The following is a 23909-nucleotide window of genomic DNA, read 5'->3' as shown; positions in this document are numbered from 1 at the left end:
TTTCAAACGAGTTGGACAATCAGTCGGCTTGTGCTGCTTCTGCCGGCTTGACTGCTTCTTCGTAAGAGACCGCTTTGTCGGTCACCTTAGCCTTCTGCAGAACAGTATCCACAACTTGTTCTTCCAGCACAACCGAACGGACTTCGTTCAACTGCTGGTCATTCTTGTAGTACCAAGCCACGACCTGCTCAGGCTCCTGGTAGGCCGAAGCCATTTCCTGGATCATTTCGCGAACGCGGTCTTCGTCAGGCTTGAGGTCGAACTGCTTGACCACTTCAGCCACGATCAGGCCCAGCACGACGCGGCGCTTGGCTTGCTCTTCGAACAGCTCGGCCGGCAGTTGGTCAGGCTTGATGTTGCCACCAAACTGCTGAACAGCTTGTACGCGCAGGCGGTCCACTTCGTTGGACAGCAGAGCCTTAGGCACTTCGATCGGGTTGGCGACCAGCAGACCGTCCATGACCTGGTTCTTGACCTTGGACTTGATGGCCTGGCGCAGCTCACGCTCCATGTTCTTGCGAACTTCGGCGCGGAAACCTTCGATACCGGTTTCCTTGATGCCGAACTGGGCGAAGAACTCTTCGTTCAGTTCTGGCAGCTTAGGCTCGGAAACACTGTTGACAGTCACGGTGAACTCGGCGGCTTTGCCAGCCAGGTCCAGGTTCTGGTAGTCAGCAGGGAAAGTCAGGTTCAGAACACGCTCTTCACCGGCTTTAGCGCCAACCAGACCGTCTTCAAAACCCGGGATCATGCGATTGGAGCCCAGTACCAACTGGGTGCCTTTGGCCGAGCCGCCAGCGAAGACTTCGCCGTCAACCTTGCCTACGAAATCGATGTTCAGCTGGTCTTCGTTCTGGGCAGCGCGATCGGCCACCTCAAAACGGGTGTTCTGCTTGCGCAGGATTTCCAGCATGTTGTCCAGGTCGGCATCAGCCACTTCGGCGCTCAGGCGCTCGATTTCGATACCTTCGAAGCCAGCGACGGTGAACTCTGGGAACACTTCGAATACGGCAACGTATTCCAGGTCCTTGCCAGCTTCCAAGGACTTAGGCTCGATGGAAGGCGAACCAGCCGGGTTCAGCTTTTGCTCGACAACAGCTTCGTAGAAGGAAGCCTGGATCACGTCACCTACGGCATCTTGACGCGCGTCAGCACCAAAGCGGCGCTTGATTTCGCTCATCGGCACTTTGCCTGGACGGAAACCAGCGATCTTGGCCTTCTGGGCAGTCTGCTGCAGACGCTTGTTGACCGCAGTCTCGATGCGCTCTGCCGGCACGGTGATGCTCATGCGGCGCTCGATAGCAGTAGTATTTTCAACAGAAACTTGCATGGATATTCCTCGTTGCACAGACGTTAGCCGGCCGTTTCCGACCCAAGAATCAAGGGCATGCATTCTAGTGGGTCAAACTCAAGAAGTCACCCTACTGAAAACGGGTTAAAAAACAGCAGGCATTTTACAGGTACGAATGCACGAATGCTCCTCGCCCCAGTGACAAATACAGCCAATCACGCCAGGGCTCTGTACCAACCCTTCTATATATAGAAGAAGCTGCCAACCATCTCCCTGGCTGCCAACCTTGCGCACAAGGCCGGCGGGTAGAACGGCATCATCGAGAAACAAAAATACGACGAAACGCCCACCCCTGCGACCCAGAACCTGCAGTCGCCGAATACGTAAACCGCTAAAACAAAAAAGGCGCCAGACTGTTAAATCTGGCGCCTTTCGGAATATGGGGTGGACGAAGGGGATCGAACCCTCGACAACGGGAGTCACAATCCCGTGCTCTACCAACTGAGCTACGCCCACCATATTGCGTGACAAAGAAGCCAATCGCCTTCTCTGTTAAGCACCAACCCAGCCCATGGCAAGGGTGACGCTGTATTTGGTGCGGATGAAGAGACTCGAACTCTTACGCCTCGCGGCGCTGGAACCTAAATCCAGTGTGTCTACCAATTCCACCACATCCGCGGCTTGAAGCTTTTAAAACAAAGGCGCCAGACCGTTAAATCTGGCGCCTTTTGAAATATGGGGTGGACGAAGGGGATCGAACCCTCGACAACGGGAGTCACAATCCCGTGCTCTACCAACTGAGCTACGCCCACCATCTTGCGCTACTTGTGCCAAAGCTGCCTAATGGCGCACCCGGCAGGACTCGAACCTGCGACCATCCGCTTAGAAGGCGGATGCTCTATCCAGCTGAGCTACGGGCGCCTGATTAATCTGTACTCTTGGAGGACTACAAACTAAATGCTTCCAGCCTCACACAATAAAACCACTATTGCGCTCGACCTTCTTAACCAGTGCTAGGCTGTGCCCGACAAGTGCGACGAATAGTATAGACGCCCCCAGGGGCCGTCAAATCTTTTTTGAAAAAAATTCATTTTATTTAAGGGGTTAGGGGAATTTGCAGACCAAGCGCCTTTGCCCTCACGTCCTGGCGTGCGAGAATGCGCGCACTTTTCCTCCCCCTCTCGATGGTTAATCACGCGTAATGACTGCACAACTTATCGACGGCAAATCAATCGCCGCCAGCCTGCGCCAGCAGATCGCCAAACGTGTCGCCGAACGTCGCAAGCTTGGCCTGCGCACGCCGGGGCTCGCGGTGATCCTGGTCGGCAGCGATCCTGCCTCCCAGGTTTATGTCTCGCACAAGCGTAAAGACTGTGAAGAGGTCGGCTTTGTTTCCAAGGCCTACGACTTGCCTTCCGACACCACCCAACAGGCGCTGACCGACCTGATCGACGGCCTCAACGACGATCCGAACATCGACGGCATCCTGCTGCAATTGCCGCTGCCGGAGCATCTGGATGCCTCCCTGCTGCTGGAGCGCATCCGCCCCGACAAGGACGTCGACGGTTTCCATCCTTATAACGTCGGTCGCCTGGCCCAGCGGATCCCCCTGCTACGCCCCTGCACGCCAAAAGGCATCATGACCCTGCTGGAAAGCACCGGCGTGGACCTGTATGGGCTGGATGCGGTAGTCGTTGGCGCTTCCAACATTGTTGGCCGCCCGATGGCCATGGAACTTCTGCTGGCCGGCTGCACCGTGACCGTCACCCACCGCTTCACCAAGGACCTGGCAGGCCACGTCGGCCGTGCCGACCTGGTAGTGGTCGCCGCCGGCAAGCCGGGCCTGGTCAAGGGCGAGTGGATCAAGGAAGGCGCCATCGTGATCGACGTCGGCATCAACCGCCAGGAAGACGGCAAGCTGGTGGGCGACGTGGTGTATGAAACCGCCCTGCCCCGTGCAGGCTGGATTACTCCGGTGCCGGGTGGCGTAGGCCCGATGACCCGTGCGTGCCTTCTGGAAAACACCCTGTACGCGGCCGAAACGCTGCACAGCTAATAACCCGCCGCACTAAAGAAGCCCTGCCTTATGGCGGGGTTTTTTATTGCCCGCAAAAAAGTCGTTTTTTCTTTGTTTTTAAGAGCTTTCGTCTGGTATTAGAAGAACATTCGACAGTTTCTGGCCCATACTAATAATATGTAACGTCATTTTTCATTAAGCCGGTCGCACCCGGTATTTTTCTATCTTTTAGCGAGTCCATCCGCGTGAATATTCGTCTCTCTCTCGTCAGCCTGTTCTTCGCATTCGCAGGCACTGTCGCCAACGCCAGTGAAACCACCCTGGCCCCACGGGATACCTCGCAGCTGCATATCGCTTCGGGTAGCGCGATGCTGGTGGATTTGCAAACCAACAAGGTGATCTACGCCAGCAACCCCGACGTAGTCGTGCCGATTGCCTCCGTCACCAAATTGATGACCGGCATGGTGGTGCTGGACGCCAAGCAGAACATGGACGAGTACATCTCCATCAACATCAGCGACACCCCGGAAATGAAAGGCGTGTTCTCACGGGTCAAGCTCAACAGCGAGATGCCGCGCAAGGAGATGTTGCTGATCACCCTGATGTCCTCGGAAAACCGTGCCGCTGCCAGCCTGGCCCACCACTATCCGGGCGGTTATGCAGCATTTATTGCCGCGATGAACGCCAAGGCCAAGGCCCTGGGCATGAACAGCACGCGCTATGTCGAGCCCACCGGCCTGTCGATCCATAACGTGTCCACCGCCCGCGACTTGAGCAAGCTGGTGCAGGCCGCGCACAAATACCCGCTGCTCACGCAACTGAGCACCACCAAGGAAAAAACCGTGTCGTTCCGCAAGCCCAGCTACACCCTGGGCTTTTCCAATACCGATCACCTGGTCAACCGGGCCAACTGGGATATCAAGCTGACCAAGACCGGCTTCACCAACCAGGCCGGCCACTGCCTGGTGCTGGTGACGAGCATGGGCAATCGTCCGGTATCGCTGGTGATCCTCGATGCTTTCGGCAAGTTCACGCACTTTGCCGATGCCAGCCGCATCCGCAAGTGGATTGAAACCGGCAAGAGTGGCTCGGTGCCGGACGTGGCCCTGCAATACAAGGCCGACAAGAATCTCAAGGCCCGCCAGACCGGGGTCGCCCAGTCCCATTGATACACGATTGGCAGGTACAAAAACGGCGCCCTCGGGCGCCGTTTGCTTTATGGCTGCTTCGGTCTTTCGGCCAATACCTTGAGTGCCTGGGCTGCCGCCTGCTCCTGGCCGGCCTGGGCGGTTGCGTTAGCGGCCTGCTGCCACCGCCCCGCATCCAGATTGGCCGGCAACTGGCTTGGGCGCTGGACCAATACCGCCCACTGCCCGGCGCTGCTCCAGGCGGACTCGAAGTCGCTGAACGCCACCGGGCGTCGCCGGTCCCTTGCGACTCGCAGCAATACCGTACTGTTCTGCTGGTTAAAGCCCACCAGTACCGCATAACGCGGCTCAGCCCAGAGTGTCGAGCCCTCGGTGATGCGCACCATCACCGGATACCCCGCCGCCACCTGCGCCAACAGCGCGGTTAGCTTGGCATCCAGCGGATACACCAGCATCCCGTACTCACGCGCCAGTATCTGCATATTGCGCTCAAGGTCCGCTTCCCCACCCGGCAGGTGCAATGGCTTATCCAGCAAGCCCGGTGTAATCACAATGCCTTGTTGCGACAGCATGCTGGCCAAGGCGGCTGGGCCACCCTGGTAGGTGTCGCCACGAAACGCCGGCACACCGTTGAGCTCTACACGTTCGGGCAGATCGTGGATTTTCGAGGGGGTGGGATGCCCGGCACACGCGGCCAATCCGAGGACGCAGGCAGCCACCAGCGAGGATTTTTTGAGACTCGACCGTAAACGCAACTTCTTCACTCTCTTGATCATCTGCGGGCTGGGGCGTTGATCATAGGGCGCTCTTGAACGCCGGTATAGCCTTGGGCAGTAGTAAAAAGCCCGGGATAGAGCAAACAAGTTGGACAGACACGACCATTGGTCAATAGCACGCAACCGGGAGGCAGCTAGACTGTCCATTGCAAAGACAGTGTGTGCCCTGCACAGGGCAAAAGGAGGCACTCATGAGCCTGACAACCACGATTTTCCTGCTGGTGCTTGGCTGGCTGGCCGTCGCCGGCGCCATGTTGTGGGGGGTATTGCGCGTGACCCGCCGGCATCATCATCCACAGCCCAAGGCCGCGACACGCGCCAAGGCCCATAAGCCTGTCGCCCATCACGCCTGATAAATAATGTAGGAGCCGGCTTGCCGGCTCCTACAGGTTCAGGCCACCCGCTTGTTGGCCACGGCCGCCGAAGCCGCCACCATTGCCCGCAGCAATACCGCACACCCCGCCGCCAGGTCATCCGGCGCCGCATTTTCGATCTCGTTATGGCTGATCCCGCCCTCACACGGCACGAATATCATCCCCGCCGGCCCCAATTCGGCAACGAAGATCGCGTCGTGCCCGGCACCGCTGACGATATCCATGTTCGACAGCCCCAGGCCATTGGCCGCCTCACGTACAGCATCGACACACCCCTTGTCGAAATACAGCGGTGGAAAGTCGGCGGTAGGCACCATTTCGAAGGTCAGGCCGTGCTTGGCGCAGGTGTCGTCGATCACCTGGCGCACCTGGGCAATCATCGAGTCCAGGCGTGCCGGCTCCAGGTGGCGGAAGTCCAGGGTCATGCGCACCTCGCCAGGGATCACATTGCGCGAGCCCGGGTAGGCTTGCAGGCAACCCACGGTGCCACAGGCATGGGGCTGATGGCCGAGGGCTGCGGCGTTGACCGCAGCCACCACTGCCGAAGCACCGACCAGGGCGTCCTTGCGCAGGTGCATCGGCGTCGGCCCGGCGTGGGCCTCGACACCACGCAGGGTCAGGTCGAACCATTTCTGGCCGAGCGCCCCCAGCACCACGCCGATGGTTTTGCGCTCATCTTCAAGGATCGGGCCTTGCTCGATATGGGCTTCAAAATAAGCCCCTACCTTGTGCCCACTGACCGGCCGGGTGCCCGCATAGCCAATCGCATTCAGCGCATCGCCCACCGTGACGCCCTCGGCATCGGTCTTGGCCAGGGTGTCTGCCAGGGTGAATTTCTCGGCAAACACCCCGGAGCCCATCATGCATGGCGGGAAGCGCGAGCCTTCTTCGTTGGTCCACACCACCACCTCCAGCGGCGCCTCGGTTTCGATCTGCAGGTCATTGAGCGTGCGCAACACCTCCACTCCCGCCAATACACCGAAGCAGCCGTCGAACTTGCCGCCAGTCGGCTGGGTGTCGATATGGCTGCCGGTCATCACCGGCGCCAGCGCCGGGTTGCGCCCAGGGCGACGAGCAAAGATATTGCCCACACCATCGACGGTCACGGTGCAACCCGCATCCTCGCACCATTGCACAAACAGATCGCGGGCCTGGCGATCCAGGTCGGTCAGGGCCAGTCGACACACACCGCCCTTGGGGGTAGCGCCAAGCTTGGCGAGGTCCATCAACGACTGCCACAGGCGGTCGCGGTTGATGTGCTGATGGGTCGATTGCAGAACGTCGATGGCAGCGTTCATGGGGATCTCCTCGGGCAGTATTTCTTATGATTGGCGCGGTACAGATGTGGGAGCGGGCTTGCTCGCGAAGGCGGTGTATCAGTCAATATATCCATCACTGACCCACCGCCTTCGCGAGCAAGCCCGCTCCCACAGTTGATTGCATTCCACATCGCTTACAGGGATGTCTTGGCAGCGACCGGGCTGGTTTTGCGTTTGGCGCACAGGCCGTAATACAACAACCCGCCCAACGCCGAGCCGGTGAACCAGCCATAGCTGTAGAACCAACTGAATGCATCGCTACCCAGCGACAGCAAGGTCAGCACCACCGGCACGCCAAAGGCGATAAACCCCGCCACATTCCACGCCGGATACACGTCATCGCGGTACAACCCCGCCAGGTCCAGTTGCTGGCGGCGGATCAGGAAATAGTCCACCACCATGATCCCGGCAATCGGCCCCAACAGGCTCGAATAACCCAGCAGCCAGTTGGAATACACGGTTTCCAGGCTGACATCGGACACGATCAGGCCGAGTTTTTTCAGCAGTTCATGGGCCATCAACGCCAGCCCCACCAGGCCGGTAAGCACCACGGCGGTGGTGCGGTTGATCAGCTTGGGCGCGATGTTCTGGAAGTCATTGGTGGGCGAGACAATATTCGCCGCCGTGTTGGTCGACAGCGTGGCAATGATGATCAACGCCATCGCCACCGCCACCCACACCGGGCTCTGGATGTGGCCGATCAGGGTCACCGGGTCGGAGACGCTGACCCCCACCAGCTTCACCGAGGCGGCGGTCATGATCACGCCCAATGCGGCGAACAGGAACATGGTCAGCGGCAGGCCAAAAATCTGCCCCAGGATCTGGTCCTTCTGGCTTTTGGCATAGCGGCTGAAGTCGGGAATATTCAACGACAACGTGGCCCAGAACCCGACCATCGCCGTCAGCCCGGCCATGAAGTAACCCGTCAGGCTCGCGCCTTCGGGCCGCTTGGGCGGGATCGCCATCAGCTCGCTGAGCGACACATTGGGCAACGCCCACACCAGCAGGCCGATACCCACCGCCACCAGCAGCGGCGCCGACAGGGTTTCCAGCCATTTGATCGACTCGGCGCCACGCAGCACCACCCACAGGTTCAGCACCCAGAAGATCATGAAGCCGATCACCTCGCCGGTGCCGCCCAGGCTCTTCCAGCCCTCGAAAATCGAGCCGAGGAACAAGTGGATCGCCAGCCCGCCGAACATCGTCTGGATACCGAACCAGCCACACGCCACCAGCGCACGGATCAGGCACGGCACATTGGAACCAAGGATGCCGAAGGATGAGCGCAACAGCACCGGGAACGGAATGCCGTACTTGGTCCCGGGAAAAGCGTTGAGCGTCAGGGGGATAAGCACCACGATATTGGCCAGCAGGATCGCCATCAGCGCCTCGCCCACCGACAAACCGAAGTACGCGGTAAGCACCCCACCCAGGGTGTAGGTCGGTACGCAGATCGACATGCCGACCCACAGCGCCGTGATGTGCCACTTGTTCCAGGTTCGTTCGTGCACCTTGGTCGGTGCCATGTCGTGGTTGTAGCGGGGACTGTCGAGGACGTCGCTGCCGGCGTCGAGTTCATACAGGCCGTCGCGTTCTATGACTTGCGATCTGTTCTGTTGCATGGCCGCTCCACGGTTTTTTTTAAAATTATTGTTGCTCATCCGGCGCTCAACGCTGGATGGCCGTAGTCCCGCATGGACAACATGACATCACGGACCCGGCCAACCGCCAGCGCACTCAATTACCGTGCCGCAAGCCGTCACCCCATCCGTACCGCTTATATAACTGGCTGATGTTTATCAGCTTTATTTTATTTACCGAAAAGTCCCACGGCACTTTCAACGTTACTCAGGCCAAATAACGCAGAAGTTGTCCGAACAATCAGGACTCAATCTGGTGCAACACAATTATTTTTATTACTACCCGCCGTCAAGAGGCAACTCTCAAGCGTCTGATTTGCAATAGGAAATGTTGCTCATATTGGGAACCTGTCAAGTGCGTCAAAATGGTGAATGGACGCTACATTTTGGTGATTTCAGATTTTTATCTATATATTTCAACAACTTAATCTGGATATATGTTTATAAAAAATAATCTTGATCATTCGAAAAACTCGGGCTAGTTTCTATTCCTGTCACCACTGACAAGAATAAATCTTGCACGGTGTGCAGCACTACAACACTTAGAACTGGCATAAGCCGGTCAAGCCTCTGAGGAACTCGGCATGTCTCTGTTGATCCGTGGCGCTACCGTTGTTACCCATGATGAAAGTTATAAAGCCGATGTCTTGTGCGCAGACGGTCTAGTCCGCGCTATTGGCACTGATCTGGATATTCCCGCCGGCACCGAGATACTCGATGGCAGCGGCCAATACCTGATGCCCGGCGGTATCGACCCCCATACCCATATGCAACTGCCCTTCATGGGCACCGTGGCCAGCGAGGACTTTTTCAGCGGTACGGCAGCGGGCCTGGCGGGCGGGACCACGTCGATCATCGATTTTGTGATTCCCAACCCACAGCAGTCGTTGCTGGAAGCCTTTCACCAGTGGCGTGGCTGGGCCGAGAAGTCGGCGGCCGACTACGGGTTTCATGTGGCGATCACCTGGTGGAGCGAACAGGTGCGCGAGGAAATGGCCGAGCTGGTGAGCCATCACGGCATCAACAGCTTCAAGCACTTCATGGCCTACAAGAACGCGATCATGGCCGCCGACGACACCCTGGTCGCCAGCTTCGAGCGCTGCCTGGAACTGGGCGCGGTGCCCACCGTGCATGCGGAGAACGGCGAGCTGGTGTATCACCTGCAACGCAAGCTGATGGCACAGGGCATCACCGGGCCCGAGGCCCATCCGCTGTCGCGCCCCTCACAAGTGGAAGGCGAAGCCGCCAGCCGCGCGATCCGCATTGCCGAAACCATCGGCACGCCGCTGTACCTGGTACACGTCTCGACCCAGGAAGCCCTCGACGAAATCACCTACGCCCGCGCCAAGGGCCAGGCGGTCTATGGCGAAGTCCTGGCCGGGCACCTGCTGCTGGACGACAGCGTGTACCAGCACCCCGACTGGCAGACCGCTGCGGGCTACGTGATGAGCCCGCCCTTCCGCCCACGCGGGCACCAAGACGCGCTGTGGCGCGGCCTGCAATCGGGCAACCTGCACACCACCGCCACCGACCACTGCTGCTTCTGCGCCGAACAAAAGGCCGCCGGGCGTGACGATTTCAGCAAGATTCCCAATGGTACCGCCGGCATCGAGGACCGTATGGCGCTGCTGTGGGACGAAGGGGTCAACACCGGGCGACTGTCGATGCAGGAGTTCGTCGCGCTGACCTCCACCAACACGGCGAAGATCTTCAACCTCTACCCGCGCAAAGGTGCGATCCGGGTCGGCGCCGATGCCGACCTGGTGCTGTGGGATCCCCAGGGCTCGCGAACCATCTCGGCGAAGACCCACCATCAGCAGGTGGACTTCAACATCTTCGAAGGCAAGACCGTACGCGGCGTGCCCAGCCACACCATCAGCCAGGGCAAGCTGGTCTGGGTCGAAGGCGACCTGCGCGCCGAGCGCGGTGCCGGGCGCTATGTCGAGCGGCCGGCGTATCCGGCGGTGTTCGAGCAGTTGCGCAAGCGTGCGGAGCATTCCAAGCCAGCCGCGGTGAAACGCTGACATCGCCGATCGCAGGCAAGCCAGCTCCCACACTTGATCGGGTTCACACAGTTCAAATGTGGGAGCGGGCTTGCCCGCGATGAGGCCAGTGCAAACAACAAAAAAATCAATGCCCGCCAGAGGCAAAAAAACCGTGAGGACACTACCGTGATCCAGACCCTGAACCACCTCCCCCACCCCGACGAAGACAAGGCGACCCTCGCCAGCCATTTCACCGACCTGGCACCGCCCCTCAACGCCCGCCAGGCGCACCTCGAAGCCTCGCGCTGCCTGTATTGCTACGACGCACCGTGCGTCAACGCGTGCCCCAGCGAGATCGACATTCCGTCCTTCATCCGCAACATCCACACCGACAACGTCCAGGGCGCAGCGCAAAAGATTCTCTCGGCCAACATCCTCGGTGGCAGCTGTGCCCGGGTGTGCCCGACCGAAATCCTCTGCCAGCAGGCCTGTGTGCGCAACCACAGCGAAGAATGCGCCCCGGTGCTGATCGGCCTGTTGCAACGCTATGCCATCGACCACGCGCACTTCGAGCAACACCCGTTCCAGCGCGCCGCCCCTACCGGCAAGCGCATCGCGGTGGTCGGCGCCGGGCCGGCAGGTTTGTCCTGCGCCCATCGCAGTGCCTTGCATGGGCATGACGTGGTGATTTTCGAAGCCCGGGAAAAGGCCGGTGGCCTCAACGAATACGGGATCGCCAAATACAAACTGGTGGATGACTTCGCCCAGAGGGAGCTGGATTTCCTCCTGCAGATCGGCGGCATCGAAATCCGCCACGGTCAGCGCCTGGGTGACAACCTGAGCCTGAGCGACCTGCACCAGCAGTTCGACGCGGTGTTCCTCGGCCTGGGCCTGGCCGCCAGCAAACACCTGGGTCTGCCCCATGAGGACGCCCCCGGCCTGCTCGCCGCCACCGATTACATCCGCGAACTGCGCCAGGCCGACGACCTCAGCCAACTGCCCCTGGCCGACCGCTGCATCGTGCTGGGTGCCGGCAACACCGCCATCGACATGGCCGTGCAAATGGCCCGCCTGGGCGCGCGCGATGTCAACCTGGTCTACCGCCGTGGGCTTGCCGACATGGGCGCCACCGGCCATGAGCAAGATATCGCCAAGGCCAACCAGGTGCGCCTGCTGACCTGGGCCCAACCCGACACGGTGCTGCTGGACGACCAGGGCCAGGTACGCGGCATGCGCTTTGCCCGCACGCGCCTGGAAAACGGCCGCCTGCACCCCACCGGCGAAACTTTCGAGCTGGCGGCAGATGCGATCTTCAAGGCCATCGGCCAAGGCTTCGACGACCAGGCCTTGCACGACCCACTGGCCCAGCAACTGCAACGCCAGGGCGAACGGATCTTTGTCGATGCGCAGCTGCAAACCAGCATCCCCGGCGTGTATGCCGGTGGCGATTGCGTCAGCCTCGGGCAAGACCTCACCGTCCAGGCCGTGCAACACGGCAAGCTGGCCGCCGAGGCCATGCACGCTCAACTCATGCTCAATGTGGAGGCTGCGTAAATGGCCGATCTATCGATTGTGTTCGCCGGTATCAAAGCCCCCAACCCGTTCTGGCTGGCCTCCGCACCACCCACCGACAAAGCCTACAACGTGGTGCGCGCCTTCGAGGCCGGCTGGGGGGGTGTGGTCTGGAAGACCCTGGGCGAAGACCCGGCGGCGGTCAACGTCTCGTCCCGTTATTCGGCGCACTTTGGCGCCAACCGTGAAGTGTTGGGTATCAACAATATCGAGCTGATTACCGACCGCTCCCTGGAAATCAACCTGCGGGAAATCACCCAGGTGAAAAAGGACTGGCCGGACCGCGCGCTGATCGTGTCGCTGATGGTGCCGTGCGTCGAAGAGTCATGGAAAAACATCCTGCCGCTGGTGGAGGCCACCGGTTGCGACGGCATCGAGCTGAACTTCGGTTGCCCCCACGGCATGCCGGAACGGGGCATGGGCGCGGCCGTGGGCCAGGTGCCGGAGTATGTGGAGCAGGTGACACGCTGGTGCAAGACCTATTGTTCGCTGCCGGTGATCGTCAAGCTCACACCCAATATCACGGACATTCGCGTGGCCGCCCGTGCCGCGTATCGCGGGGGCGCCGATGCGGTATCGCTGATCAACACCATCAACTCCATCACCAGCGTCGATCTGGAGCGCATGGTCGCCCTGCCGATCGTCGGCACCCAGAGTACCCACGGCGGCTACTGCGGCTCGGCGGTCAAGCCGATTGCCTTGAACATGGTCGCTGAAATTGCCCGTGACCCCCAGACCCAGGGCTTGCCGATCTGCGGGATCGGCGGCATCGGCAACTGGCGCGATGCCGCAGAGTTCATTGCCCTGGGCTGCGGCGCGGTGCAGGTATGCACGGCGGCGATGCTGCATGGCTTTCGCATTGTCGACGAGATGAAGGATGGCTTGTCGCGGTGGATGGACAGCCAGGGCTACAACAGCCTGCAGGATTTCTCCGGGCGCGCCGTGGGCAACACCACGGACTGGAAATACCTGGACATCAACTACCAGGTCATCGCCAAAATTGACCAGGCCGCCTGCATTGGCTGCGGGCGTTGCCATATTGCCTGCGAAGACACCTCGCACCAGGCCATTGCCAGCCTCAAGCAGGCCGATGGGACCCACGTGTACCAAGTGATCGACGACGAATGCGTGGGCTGCAACCTGTGCCAGATCACCTGCCCGGTGGCGGACTGCATCGAGATGGTGCCGATGGACACCGGCAAGCCGTTTTTGAATTGGACGCAGGACCCACGCAACCCCTACCGAGAGGCGGTGTAGCCTTTTAAATCGCTATCGCAGGCAAGCCAGCTCCCACATTTGATCGGGTTCACACAATCAAAATGTGGGAGCTGGCTTGCCTGCGATGAGGCCCTCAACCGCACCACAAACTCAGGGCTCCAAGCCAATCCCCCGCAAAATCACACTGGTCACCGTCTGCACCGCCCGTTCGAACTGCATATCCGACAACGCCTGATGGTCGTTGAGGATCATCACCTGATGATCAAAGTCGGCATAGTGCTGGGTCGAGGCCCAGATCATGTACAGCAGGCTCGACGGCTCCACCGCGAGGATGCGTTTGTCTTCCACCCACTGGCGGATTTTCGCTTCCTTCATCTTGGCCCAGTCGTACAGACTTGCATCCAACGCTTCACCGAGGGTCGGCGCACCGTGGATGATTTCATTGGCCCAGACTTTGGAGCCATAGGGGCGACTGCGCGAATGCTGCATCTTCGCCCGGATGTAGCTGCTGAGGACCACCCTCGGGTCATCGAACATCTCGAAACACAGGGCGTCCTGCTTCCACACTTCCAGCAGGTCGAACAGCACCGCGCTGTACAACTCGCTCTTGGTGCTGAAGTAGTAATGCAGGTTGGAGCGCGGCAGTTGCGCCTGTTCGGCAATGTCGGCCATGGCGGTGCTGCCGTAGCCCTTTTCGGCGAAGACCTTCTCAGCCGCCAGCAGAATTTTTTCGACGTTGACCCGACGGATACCGATCTTGTGATTGCCCATAGGGGCTCCCTGACAACGACATGCCTTGAAGACTACCATCCGCTCTAGATCGGGGCGACAGCCCGAGTGGAAACTTCGTACACTGCCCACTCCTCCCATTGATAGGTAGTGCACGATGTTGATCAAGAAAACCCTGACCACGGTGACCTTGCTGGCCTCGCTGCTGGGCGCTTCGGCGGCTTTTGCCCATGCCCACCTGAAAAACACCACGCCGGCGGCCGACAGCACCGTCGCCGCGCCCGCCGACCTGCGCCTGGTGTTCTCTGAAGGTGTCGAAGCCACGTTCACCAAGGTTTCCCTGAGCAAGGACGGCACCGAAGTGGCGGTCAAAGGCCTGGAAACCCCGGACGCCGACAAGAAAACCCTGGTGGTGACCCCTGCCGCGCCGTTGGCTGCCGGCACTTACAAGGTGGAGTGGCATGCGGTCTCGGTCGATACCCACAAGAGCGAAGGCAGCTACAGCTTCAAGGTCGGCCAATAACCCATGGCAACCCTGCTGGTGCTGTGCCGTTTCCTGCACTTTCTGGCGGTGCTGCTGATGTTCGGGGCTTGTGTGTTCCGGCCCGTGCTCCTGGGCAACAAACCCCAGCCGGCACTGGATCGGCAATTGGCGCGCATCACCACGCTACTGGCCTGGCTGGCCATGGGCAGCGGCGTGGCGTGGTTGCTATTGATCAGTGCCAGCATGGCCGGCAGGGAACTGCTGGCGCTGGACCTGGCCACCGTGCAATTGGTGCTGGGCAAGACCTTCTTCGGCCAGGTCTGGAGCGCGCACCTGCTGCTCAATGGCTTGTTGGTGCTGGGCTTGCTGACGCCCTGGAGCCGCCTGCGCCTGCCACTGACGGTACTGCTTTTGGCAACCCTGGCCCCGGTGGGCCATGGCGCCATGCTCAGTGGCCTGAACGGCCAATTGCTGATCCTCAATCAGGTGGTACACCTGCTCTGCGTCGGGGCCTGGCTCGGTGGGTTGCTGCTGTTGGTGTTGATCCTGCGCCAAGCGCAGCGCACCGACCTGGAAGAGGTCCTGCGGCGCTTCAGTGGTGTCGGTTACGGGCTGGTAGCGGGTTTGCTGGTCAGCGGGCTGATCAATGTCCGCGTGCTTACCGGGCAATTGTGGCCTACCCCGCTGTTCAGCGGGTTTGCCTTGATCCTGTTGATCAAGGTGCTGCTGGTGGCGGGCATGCTGGGCCTGGCATTGCTCAACCGGCTACGGATCAAGGGTTGCCAGCAACGTCCGGGCCAATTGCAGGCCAGCGTGTTGCTGGAATGGCTGCTGGGCGCGGCGGCCGTGGCGGCCGTTTCGCTGTTGGGCACCCTGCCACCGATGCTCATGACCCCATAAACAAAACCTCTGCAGGAGCCGGCAAGTCGGCTCCTGCCAGGGGTCAGGGCGGGCTGTTCTTCAAGCGCCCCGCCGTGTCGATACTGACCACCACCGACAACCCCGGCCGCAAGCGTTCGCTTTGTTCCTGATCCGGGTCCACCGTGATCCGCACCGGCACCCGCTGCGCGATCTTGACGAAGTTGCCGGTGGCGTTATCGGCCTGCAACAGGCTGAACTCGGCTCCCGTGGCCGGCGAGATACGCTGCACCGTGCCGTGGAACTTGCGGTGGTTCAGGGCATCGACGGTGAACGTCACCGGCTGGCCTACCTGCACGTTGTCCATCTGGGTTTCTTTCATATTGGCGATCACCCACAGCTGGTTCGGCACCAGCGCCATCAACTGCGCGCCGGAGTTGACGTAGGCCCCCAGGCGTACGCCGATCTGCCCCAACTGGCCGTCCCTGGGTGCGAGCACACGGGTGTTCGACAGGTCGATCCGCGCCAACTCCACGGCGGCCTCGGCGCTGGCGACGGCGGCTTCCAGCGAGCCGCGATTGACGATCACCGTCTGCAGATCCTGGCGGGCGATTTCCAGGCTGGCCTGGGCCTGGGCCACGGCGGCGATGGTCTGCGCGTTGGCGGCGCGGGTCACGTCCAGTTCGCGGCGCGATACCGAGCCGTCGCTGATCAGTTCTTCGTTGCGGCGCAGGTCGGCGGTGCTTTTGCGCGCCTGAGCCTGGCTGTCGGCCAGGGCCGCCTGGCGCAACTTGATGGTCGCCTCGGCGCTGTTGCGCTGTTGCACCACGTTGGCCAGGGACGCCTGCTGTACCGCCAGTTGCGCCTGGGCCTGGTCCAGGCGCTGCTTGTAGATGCGGTCGTCGAGGCGCACCAGCAGATCCCCGGCCTTGACGTACTGGAAATCCTGCACCGGCACCTCGAACACATAACCGCTCAATTGCGGGCCGATGATCGTTACCTGGCCGCGCACCAGGGCGTTTTCGGTGGTTTCGACGGCACTGCTGAAAGGCGGCAATTGCCAGGCGTACAACACGATCAACACGCCGACGATCGCAATCGCGGCAAAGCCCAGGGACGAGACGACACGCACCCCCAACGAACGCTGTTCGGTGACCGTGGCACCAGGCGGCGTGGTGCCCTCCGGGGTGGAAGCAATGGCATTGGTGGTCGTGGTGGTAGCCGTAGGTTCGCTCATGAAGGAAGTGCGCCGCTAGGTTGAACGGAAGGCGCTGCGCTGGCGGCAGCTTTCTTGGTGGTGCTCATCAGCCACAGGCTGCGGGTAAAAATCCACAACATGGTGAGGATCGCGATGATCGCGATCAGCATGAACACGTCGTTATAGGCCATGACATTGGCTTCACGGGTGGCCGCCGTGGCCAGGCTGCGAATGCCCATCAGGTTGCGCAGTTCCGGGTCGGCAATCACCGAGCCATAGGCCGAGCCACCGCTCTGCACCCGGGCGGCTACGCGCGGGTCCAACAATGTCAGGTGTTCGACAATCATGCTGGAGTGGAACTTCTCCCGCACGATCTGGAAGGTGCCGAGCAACGCCGCCCCCATCAGCCCTCCAAGGTTCTGGCAAATACCGAACAACACCGAGAAACTCACGAGGTTGCGCGGGTTGGCCAGCACATTGCGCATGCCCAGCACCATGGTCGGGCCAAGGAAGAAGGTACCGCCAAACCCCAGCAAAAACTGGCTCAGGTACATGTTGTGCGGGCGAGTCAGGTTGCTGGAGAAGCTGTCCATCACCGAACCTGTGGCCATCAGGGCCAGGGATATCACCAGCGGCATCAGCAGGTGTGCCGGGTTGATGGTCAACGCGCTGATCACCAGGCCACTGATCGCCCCCAGCAGCATCACCAGGTACAAGGTGCGCATCTGCTCGCTGCTCATGTTCAGCGCCTGCAAAAAGCCGACGGCGCCGGTGGACTGCTCGGACAGCACCATGCGGATCAGGATCACCGCCAGGGCCAGGCGAATCATCACCCCGCCGCCCAGCCAGCGGGTCATCAGCAACGGGTTGGCGCGGTTATGTTCGATGGCCAGGCCGGCCATGATCAGCACCAGTGAACAGGCAGAAGCGACGCCAATCCACGGCGCTTCCAGCCACCAGTCGATACGCCCCAGGGACAGTGCCGCGCAGAGCAACGCCACCCCCGAGGCGAGCAAGGCGAAGGTCAGGAAGTCGAGCTTTTCAAAGGTCTTGAAGCGGTCGCCCGGTGGCAACTTGAGCAGGAAGACACAGCCCAGGCAGGTCAGCGCCATGCCCAGTTCAAACAGGTAGAGGCCGCGCCACTCGGCAATTTGCAGCAAGTCCTCGGAAAACAGCCGTGCCATCGGCAGGGCCAGTTGCGCGGTGCCCAGGCCCAAGACCAGGGCCTTGAGCCGCCACTTTGCGGGAAACGCCTGGACCATGTAGTACAAACCCAGGGAACTGAGGGCCGCACCCACCATGCCGTGGGCCGCACGCACGGCAATCGCCGAGCTGAGATCATTGACGAACAGATGGCCAAAGGTGACCAGGGCGTAGAGCACCAGGAACACTTCGGTAAACGCGCGCAAGCCGAACTGCTGGCGGAACTTCACCAGCAGCAGGTTCATCGACACGTTGGTCATCACATAGGCCGCGGGCAGCCAGGCCATTTCGGCGGTGGTCGCGCCCAATGCCCCTTGCAGATACGGCAGGTTGGCGATCACCAGTGCATTGCCCAGGCCGCCGGTGATTGCCACCAGCACGCCAACCAGGGCAAAGGCCCAGCGTTTGAGCGTGGGGTGATGGGGCGTCGACGGCGACCCCGGCAAGCTCGGACGCTCGTGGGGTTGCCAGGTATGCGGGGTGTATTTATCCATTCGTGACCTTGATGACCGACGCACGAGGCCGGTAAAACCATGACTCAGAGCGTAGTAGACCTGAGCGGGGTTCATCTTGTCATCTTTGTGGGAGCTGGCTTGCCAGCTCCCACATTTAATTTGCGATGTGGCACAAACTATATGCCCAGCCCAGTCCCCCTGTGGGAGCGGGCTTGCCCGCGATGGCGGCGGTTCAGGCGCTATTTCCAGTGGCTGACACACCGCCATCGCAGGCAAGCCAGCTCCCACATTTAATTTGCGATGTGGCACAAACTATATGCCCAGCCCAGCCCCACTGTGGGAGCGGGCTTGCCCGCGATAGCGGCGGTTCAGGCGCTATTTCCAGTGGCTGACACACCGCCATCGCAGGCAAGCCAGCTCCCACATTTGATTTGCGATGTGGCACAAACTATATGCCCAGCCCAGCCCCCCCCGTGGGAGCGGGCTTGCCCGCGATAGCGGCGGTTCAGGCGATATTTCCAGTGGCTGACACACCGCCATCGCAGGCAAGCCAGCTCCCACATTTGATTTGCGATGGGGCACAAACTATATGCCCAGCCCAGCCCTCCTGTGGGAGCGGGCTTGCCCGCGATAGCGGCGGTTCAGGCGATATTTCCAGTGGCTGACACACCGCCATCGCAGGCAAGCCAGCTCCCACATTTGATTTGCGATGTGACACAAACTATATGCCCAGCCCAGTCCCCCTGTGGGAGCGGGCTTGCCCGCGATGGCGGCGGTTCAGGCGCTATTTCCAGTGGCTGACACACCGCCATCGCAGGCAAGCCAGCTCCCACATTTGATTTGCGATGTGGCACAAACTATATGCCCAACCCAGCCCCCCCTTTGGGAGCGGGCTCACACTGGGGCTTTTAGATCCAGCCCAGCCAGCTCCAATAGGTGGCGGCGAACACCAGCATCAACAGGTAGCCAATCAAGGTCACCAACAAGCCCACCTTGGCAAACTGCCTCGCGGTAAAGGTGCCGGTGCCCAGGCACACCATGTTCTGCGGGGCATTGATCGGCAGGATAAAGCCATAGCTGACCACAAACCCGAGCAACATGGTCATGCCCAGCCGGCTGAAGTCCCCCGGCAGGGTTTGCAGCACCGCAATCAGGATCGGCAGCAAGGCCGAGGTCAACGCAGTGGCGCTGGCAAAGCCCAGGTGGATCACAATCAGGAATGCCCCAAGGATCGCAAACACCCCCAGCGGACCCAGTTGATCCAGGCCGGTATGCCCCACCACCTGCGCGCCCAGCCATTGCCCGGCCTGGGTGGTCAGCAGCGCCGTACCGAGGCTGATGCCCACGCCAAACACAATCACCGTGCCCCAGGGGATGCGCGACTGCACGTCTTTCCAGGTCATCACCCCAATCCCCGGCAGCAGCAGGAACACCAGGCCGGCGTAGGTGGTGGAGGTGGTATCGAAGCTGTGCAGGCGCCCTTCCGTGGCCCAGGCCAGCAGCAGCAATAGCGAGACCGTCAGCAGGCGCTTCTGCGGCCCGGTCATCGGGCCGATATCGGCCAGAGATTGCGCCACGGCCTCCTTGCCACCGGGGATGCTGTTGGTTTCCGGAGGCAGCAACTTGAGCACCAGCAACAGCAATACCGCCGACATGATCAACGCCCACGGCGCCCCGGCGATCAGCCAGTCGATCCACGACACGCGCTGGCCGAGCATCTTGTCCATAAAGCCCACGGTCAACAGGTTCTGCGCCGCCGCGGTCTGGATCCCGACGTTCCAGATGCTGGTGCCCTGGGCGACGACGATCATGATCCCGGCGGCGATATTGGAGCGTTTGTCCACGCCAAACGCGGCGATCACCCCCATCATGATCGGCACTACACAAGCACTGCGCGCCGTGGCGCTGGGCACTACCAGGCTGAGCAGGATGGTCACCGCAATCGCCCCCACCAGAATCCCGCGGGTGCTGGTGCCAACCCGGGTCAGGGTGACCAGGGCGATACGCCGGTCCAGGCCTGTGTGGGTCATGGCGGCGGCGATAAACAACGCACCGGCCACCAGGGCCAGGGCCGGGTTGGCAAACCCGGTAAGCGCCATGCTGATGGCGGGGCTGGAACCGATCAGGTGCGTCGGGTCCTGCAGGGACGGCGCGGTGCCCAGCAGAAAGGCCATCAACGAGGTGATCATGATCGCACTGGCTTCGTAGGACACCGCCTCGGTGATCCACACCACCACGGCAAACGCCAGGATCGCCAACATCCGGTGGCCGGCTACCGGCAAATCGGCGGGCAACGGCAACAACAGCACGCCGATCATCACCAGCACGGCGATCACCAGGCCCATGGGCAGCTTGAAAGAAACAGCAGGTGTTGCGGGGGCACTCATGGAAATCTCCGTCGGCCATGACAATCAAGGCCTGCAGCATGAGGCAAAGCGTCGCGGCGGGTTTTGACAGGTATCAAGGCACACGCGATTTAAGCCTGTGGGAGCAGCTTGCCTGCTCCCACATTCAGGCCGTCGTGTCAGGCGCGGCACCCAGTAGCTGGCTCAACACCGCCCGCAGCTTGCCCGGCTTCACCGGTTTATTGAGCAACGGCGCCTCCAGGCGCTGCAACGAACGCCGGCACTGGTCCGTGCGGTCGGCCGTGATGATCACCGCAGGGATCCTGCGGTCGAAATGCTCGCGCAACTGCTTGACCACCTCGCAGCCGACCACACCATGATCGAGGTGGTAATCGGCCAGGATCAGCTCCGGCGCCCTACCCTGCAACGCCACCAACGCGCCCGCCTGATCAGTGGCGGTCACCACTTCGCAGCCCCACTGCCCAAGCAACGCGCGCATGCTCTCCAGGATGCTGGTTTCGTTATCCAGCACCAGCAGGCGCCGCCCCGGCAATGGGTTGCCAGCACCGGCCTGGGGTGGCGCGAGGCTGATGGGCAGCGGTATTTCCTCGGACAGCGGCACCTCGATACTGAACATCGAGCCGCGCCCCGGCCATGAGCGCACCCTCACCTGGCAGCCGAGGATCTTCGCGATACGCTCGACAATCGCCAGGCCCAGGCCTACGCCCTTGCGATCCGCCGCCCGGCCGACGTCCAGTTGGTTGAACTCGAGGAAAATCGACTCCAGGCTGTCGGCGGCAATCCCACGGCCGGTGTCCCACACCTCCAGGCGCAGGCGATCACCGCGCCGCCGCGCCCCCAGCAGGATGCAACCCTGCTCGGTATAGCGGCAGGCATTGCTGAGGAAATTGCGCAGGATGCGTGTCAACAGGCGCAGGTCGGTGCGCAGCGCATAGCGGCCCATGTGCACACGCAGGTTCAACCCGGCCGCCGCCGCCACCGACTGGAACTCCGAAACCAGCGGCGCCAGCAGTTCGTCGAGGCGATACAGGGCAATGTCCGGCTTGACCGCCGCCTGGTCGAGGCGGGAAATATCCAGCAAGTCCGCCAGCAGGTCTTCCGCCCCTTCCAGCGCCTGGTGCGTACGCTCCACCAGGACCTTTTCCACGCTGGGCAGCTCTCGCTCGCGCAAGGTGGAGATCAACAAGCGTGCGGCATTGAGCGGCTGCAGCAGGTCGTGGCTGGCGGCGGCGAGGTATTTGTCCTTGCTGCGGTTGGCGGCCTGGGCAGCGTCGCGGGCGTCGCGCAGGTCCTGTTCGATGCGCTCGCGCCGGGCGATCTGCTGTTGCAGGTTGTGGTTGGCGTCGAGCAGTTCATCGGTGCGTGCCGCGACCCTTTGCTCCAGCTCATCGTTGAGGCGGATATAGCGTTTGCGCTCGGCCTCCAGCTCATCCAACCGCGCCGTCAGCTCGGGGTAGTGGCTCTTGCGTGCCGAATGATCACCCAGCCCCAGCAGCCCGGCCAGGGCCCGCTGTTGATCGTCAGAGAGCTTCGCCATAGACGACCTCGACGTCACGCTGGCTCGACTCGCGCGGGTTGGTCAGGATGCACGGGTCGTGCATGGCGTGTTGCGACAAGAACGGAATATCCGCCACCCGCACCCCGTGCAGGCCCAGGGTTTCATGGAAGCCAATGGCATGCTTGAGCGCAATCAGGTGCTCCACCAACCGCCCGCAGATCTGCCGGTGGTTGAGCCCCCGGCAGTCGATGCCAAAAGTCTCGGCAATCACCTTGAAACGCTCCGGCGCCGAGTTGTAGTTGAACGCCACCACATGCTCGACCAGCACCGCGTTGCACAGGCCATGGGGCAAATCGAGAAAACCGCCCAGGCTGTGGGACATGGCATGCACCGCACCCAGGATCGCATTGGAAAACGCCAGGCCCGCCTGCATGCTGCCGAGCATGATTTTCTCGCGCAGGGCGATATCGCTGGGGTTGGCGATCATCTGCACCAGGTTGCCATTGATCAGGCGCATAGCCTCCAGCGCATGGGGGTCGGTCAGCGGGCCGTGGCCGGTGGACACAAAGGCCTCGATGGCATGCACCAGCGCGTCGATCCCGGTACAGGCCGAGAGAAACGGGTCCATGCTGGCGGTGGTTTCCGGATCGATCAGCGACACATCCGGCACCACCGCCTTGCTGACGATGGAAAACTTCATGCGTTCCTGCTGATTGGAAATGATCACGAACTGCGACACGTCGGCGGAGGTGCCGGCGGTGGTCGGGATCAGGATCAGCGGCGGGCTGGGCACGCGGATGGTGTCCACCCCTTCGAACTCGAGGATGCTGCGCCCATGGGCAACCACAATGCCAATGGCCTTGCCGCAATCCATCGGGCTGCCGCCGCCGACGGCGACGATCACATCGCAATGGTGCTCGCGGTAGACCTCGGCGCCCTGCATCACTTCTTCCACACGCGGGTTGGGTGACACGGCGGTGTACAGGCAGTACTCGATACCCAGGGCCTGCAGGCTGGCCTCCACATCTGCGACCCAACCGGCAGCCACTACGCCGGGGTCGCTGACCACCAGGACCTTGCGCGCACCAAAGGTCTTGGCGTAATTGCCGACATTGTGCCGGGAACCGGCGCCGAAGATGATTTCTGGGGAAACGAATTTACGCAGTTGGCTGAGACTCTGGCTCATTGGTAAGCCTGTTTTTATTGTTTTTGGAAGATACGGGCCACACTAACGCATCCGCTGGCGAATGCAATCAGACCAATGGGTGGCCCACATCCCCGTTGAAATTTCAGCGATTGGCGAAATACATCGTCACTTCAAAGCCGATACGCAGGTCGGTGTAGGCGGGTTTGGTCCACATGGGGCGTTCCTCTTGTTATGCCGGGAAAGTCCGGTATAGGCATTAATGCATGGGTGGGCTGGCGGGCGAATGCTACTTTCGAACGAGCCGGTCGCAGACGTTAGTCTCGGATGGACATCGATCAAACTGGGGAGTTGGCTTGCCTGCGATGGCCATGGGTAACTACATATCTCTTTCGTGGCTCTTAGGTTTGTGTACATATCCGTTGCTGCGGTCACGGCCACTTAGGGTTCCGCCCTTACGGCGGGTCACTTTTGGAAAAGAGCCCCAAAAGTAACCAAAAGGGCTCCTGCCCCACCACTCGGTGCCTCGCCTAGGCTCGGCATGCCCGCAGTCAGGCATTGCTCCGTGGGCCCGCCGCGATCGGCCATCCCTGGCCGTGTCGCGGCTACCCCGGCATCCATGCCGGGGTGCCCA

Annotated in this window: 19 protein-coding genes and 4 tRNA genes; 8 read left to right on the top strand and 15 right to left on the bottom strand. The window is 61.2% G+C overall.

Features of this window, described 5'->3' with window-relative positions; all coding sequences use genetic code 11:
• Window positions 1–19: 19 nt before the first annotated feature.
• From tig to AC19YY_RS21225, 5 genes are all read right to left on the bottom strand, one after another.
• Entirely contained in the window at window positions 20–1330 is a 1311-nt protein-coding gene (gene tig / locus AC19YY_RS21245) for a trigger factor (protein ID WP_500604814.1), read from the bottom strand.
• A gap of 401 nt (window positions 1331–1731) precedes the next feature.
• Window positions 1732–1807 (bottom strand) — tRNA-His (locus AC19YY_RS21240).
• Between the two features lie 77 nt (window positions 1808–1884).
• Window positions 1885–1969: transfer RNA gene (locus AC19YY_RS21235), tRNA-Leu, on the bottom strand.
• Window positions 1970–2027: 58 nt separating this feature from the next.
• A tRNA-His gene (locus AC19YY_RS21230) sits at window positions 2028–2103 on the bottom strand.
• A 32-nt stretch (window positions 2104–2135) separates the two neighbouring features.
• Window positions 2136–2212 (bottom strand) — tRNA-Arg (locus AC19YY_RS21225).
• A gap of 280 nt (window positions 2213–2492) precedes the next feature.
• On the opposite strand from AC19YY_RS21225, the gene folD reads away from it, so the two are divergent.
• Window positions 2493–3347, top strand: a complete 855-nt coding sequence (gene folD, locus AC19YY_RS21220) for a bifunctional methylenetetrahydrofolate dehydrogenase/methenyltetrahydrofolate cyclohydrolase FolD (protein ID WP_169954403.1) — start codon at window positions 2493–2495, stop codon at window positions 3345–3347.
• A gap of 206 nt (window positions 3348–3553) precedes the next feature.
• Window positions 3554–4477 (top strand): D-alanyl-D-alanine endopeptidase, encoded by a 924-nt coding sequence (gene pbpG, locus AC19YY_RS21215; protein ID WP_169954404.1) that lies wholly within the window; start codon window positions 3554–3556, stop codon window positions 4475–4477.
• Window positions 4478–4524: 47 nt separating this feature from the next.
• On the opposite strand, the gene AC19YY_RS21210 is transcribed toward pbpG, so the two are convergent.
• The gene (locus AC19YY_RS21210) at window positions 4525–5211 is read right to left on the bottom strand and encodes a peptidase C39 family protein (RefSeq protein ID WP_500604858.1); all 687 of its coding nucleotides are present in this window, start codon (window positions 5209–5211) and stop codon (window positions 4525–4527) included.
• A gap of 212 nt (window positions 5212–5423) precedes the next feature.
• On the opposite strand from AC19YY_RS21210, the gene AC19YY_RS21205 reads away from it, so the two are divergent.
• Window positions 5424–5585, top strand: coding sequence for a hypothetical protein (locus AC19YY_RS21205; RefSeq protein ID WP_169954405.1), 162 nt, complete (start codon window positions 5424–5426; stop codon window positions 5583–5585).
• A 38-nt stretch (window positions 5586–5623) separates the two neighbouring features.
• Here AC19YY_RS21205 and AC19YY_RS21200 read toward each other — a convergent pair whose 3' ends face one another.
• A complete protein-coding gene (locus tag AC19YY_RS21200) occupies window positions 5624–6904 on the bottom strand; it encodes a Zn-dependent hydrolase (RefSeq protein WP_169954406.1) in 1281 nt (426 codons plus the stop codon).
• A gap of 155 nt (window positions 6905–7059) precedes the next feature.
• A complete protein-coding gene (locus tag AC19YY_RS21195; RefSeq protein WP_500604813.1) occupies window positions 7060–8547 on the bottom strand; it encodes an NCS1 family nucleobase:cation symporter-1 in 1488 nt (495 codons plus the stop codon).
• A gap of 602 nt (window positions 8548–9149) precedes the next feature.
• Between AC19YY_RS21195 and hydA the strand changes: the two genes are divergently transcribed.
• The 3 genes from hydA to preA all read left to right on the top strand — a co-directional run bounded on the left by hydA (window position 9150) and on the right by preA (window position 13379).
• Window positions 9150–10589: a dihydropyrimidinase gene (gene hydA / locus AC19YY_RS21190; protein WP_500604812.1), complete on the top strand. Its 1440-nt coding sequence runs from the start codon at window positions 9150–9152 to the stop codon at window positions 10587–10589.
• A 147-nt stretch (window positions 10590–10736) separates the two neighbouring features.
• Entirely contained in the window at window positions 10737–12104 is a 1368-nt protein-coding gene (locus tag AC19YY_RS21185; protein WP_500604811.1) for an NAD(P)-dependent oxidoreductase, read from the top strand.
• A complete protein-coding gene (gene preA / locus AC19YY_RS21180; RefSeq protein WP_169954410.1) occupies window positions 12105–13379 on the top strand; it encodes an NAD-dependent dihydropyrimidine dehydrogenase subunit PreA in 1275 nt (424 codons plus the stop codon).
• Between the two features lie 111 nt (window positions 13380–13490).
• Here the strand turns inward: preA and AC19YY_RS21175 are convergent, their stop codons facing one another.
• Entirely contained in the window at window positions 13491–14111 is a 621-nt protein-coding gene (locus AC19YY_RS21175; protein WP_029298440.1) for a TetR/AcrR family transcriptional regulator, read from the bottom strand.
• Window positions 14112–14226: 115 nt separating this feature from the next.
• On the opposite strand from AC19YY_RS21175, the gene copC reads away from it, so the two are divergent.
• Window positions 14227–14592: a copper homeostasis periplasmic binding protein CopC gene (copC, locus tag AC19YY_RS21170; protein ID WP_169954411.1), complete on the top strand. Its 366-nt coding sequence runs from the start codon at window positions 14227–14229 to the stop codon at window positions 14590–14592.
• 3 nt (window positions 14593–14595) lie between these two features.
• Complete coding sequence (gene copD / locus AC19YY_RS21165; RefSeq protein ID WP_500604810.1) at window positions 14596–15453, top strand: copper homeostasis membrane protein CopD; 858 nt, start codon at window positions 14596–14598, stop codon at window positions 15451–15453.
• 43 nt (window positions 15454–15496) lie between these two features.
• Here the strand turns inward: copD and AC19YY_RS21160 are convergent, their stop codons facing one another.
• The 6 genes from AC19YY_RS21160 to pqqA form a co-directional block, all read right to left on the bottom strand.
• Window positions 15497–16648 carry an HlyD family secretion protein gene (locus tag AC19YY_RS21160; protein WP_169954413.1) on the bottom strand — a complete coding sequence of 384 codons (1152 nt, stop codon included), beginning with the start codon at window positions 16646–16648 and terminating at the stop codon, window positions 15497–15499.
• Window positions 16645–18306: an MFS transporter gene (locus AC19YY_RS21155; RefSeq protein WP_500604809.1), complete on the bottom strand. Its 1662-nt coding sequence runs from the start codon at window positions 18304–18306 to the stop codon at window positions 16645–16647. Before AC19YY_RS21155 ends, AC19YY_RS21160 begins: the two co-directional genes overlap by 4 nt.
• An 869-nt stretch (window positions 18307–19175) precedes the next feature.
• On the bottom strand, window positions 19176–20654 hold the full coding sequence (locus AC19YY_RS21150; RefSeq protein ID WP_169954415.1) for a DASS family sodium-coupled anion symporter: 1479 nt from the start codon (window positions 20652–20654) through the stop codon (window positions 19176–19178).
• Between the two features lie 124 nt (window positions 20655–20778).
• The gene (locus tag AC19YY_RS21145; RefSeq protein ID WP_169954416.1) at window positions 20779–22170 is read right to left on the bottom strand and encodes an ATP-binding response regulator; all 1392 of its coding nucleotides are present in this window, start codon (window positions 22168–22170) and stop codon (window positions 20779–20781) included.
• Entirely contained in the window at window positions 22154–23317 is a 1164-nt protein-coding gene (gene ercA / locus AC19YY_RS21140) for an alcohol dehydrogenase-like regulatory protein ErcA (RefSeq protein WP_169954417.1), read from the bottom strand. Before ercA ends, AC19YY_RS21145 begins: the two co-directional genes overlap by 17 nt.
• Window positions 23318–23420: 103 nt before the next feature.
• A complete protein-coding gene (gene pqqA / locus AC19YY_RS21135; RefSeq protein WP_003243383.1) occupies window positions 23421–23492 on the bottom strand; it encodes a pyrroloquinoline quinone precursor peptide PqqA in 72 nt (23 codons plus the stop codon).
• Window positions 23493–23909 lie beyond the last annotated feature (417 nt).

It is taken from the genome of Pseudomonas sp. MF09156, from assembly GCF_059862305.1.
This window is presented reverse-complemented; position numbering and strand designations above follow the sequence as displayed.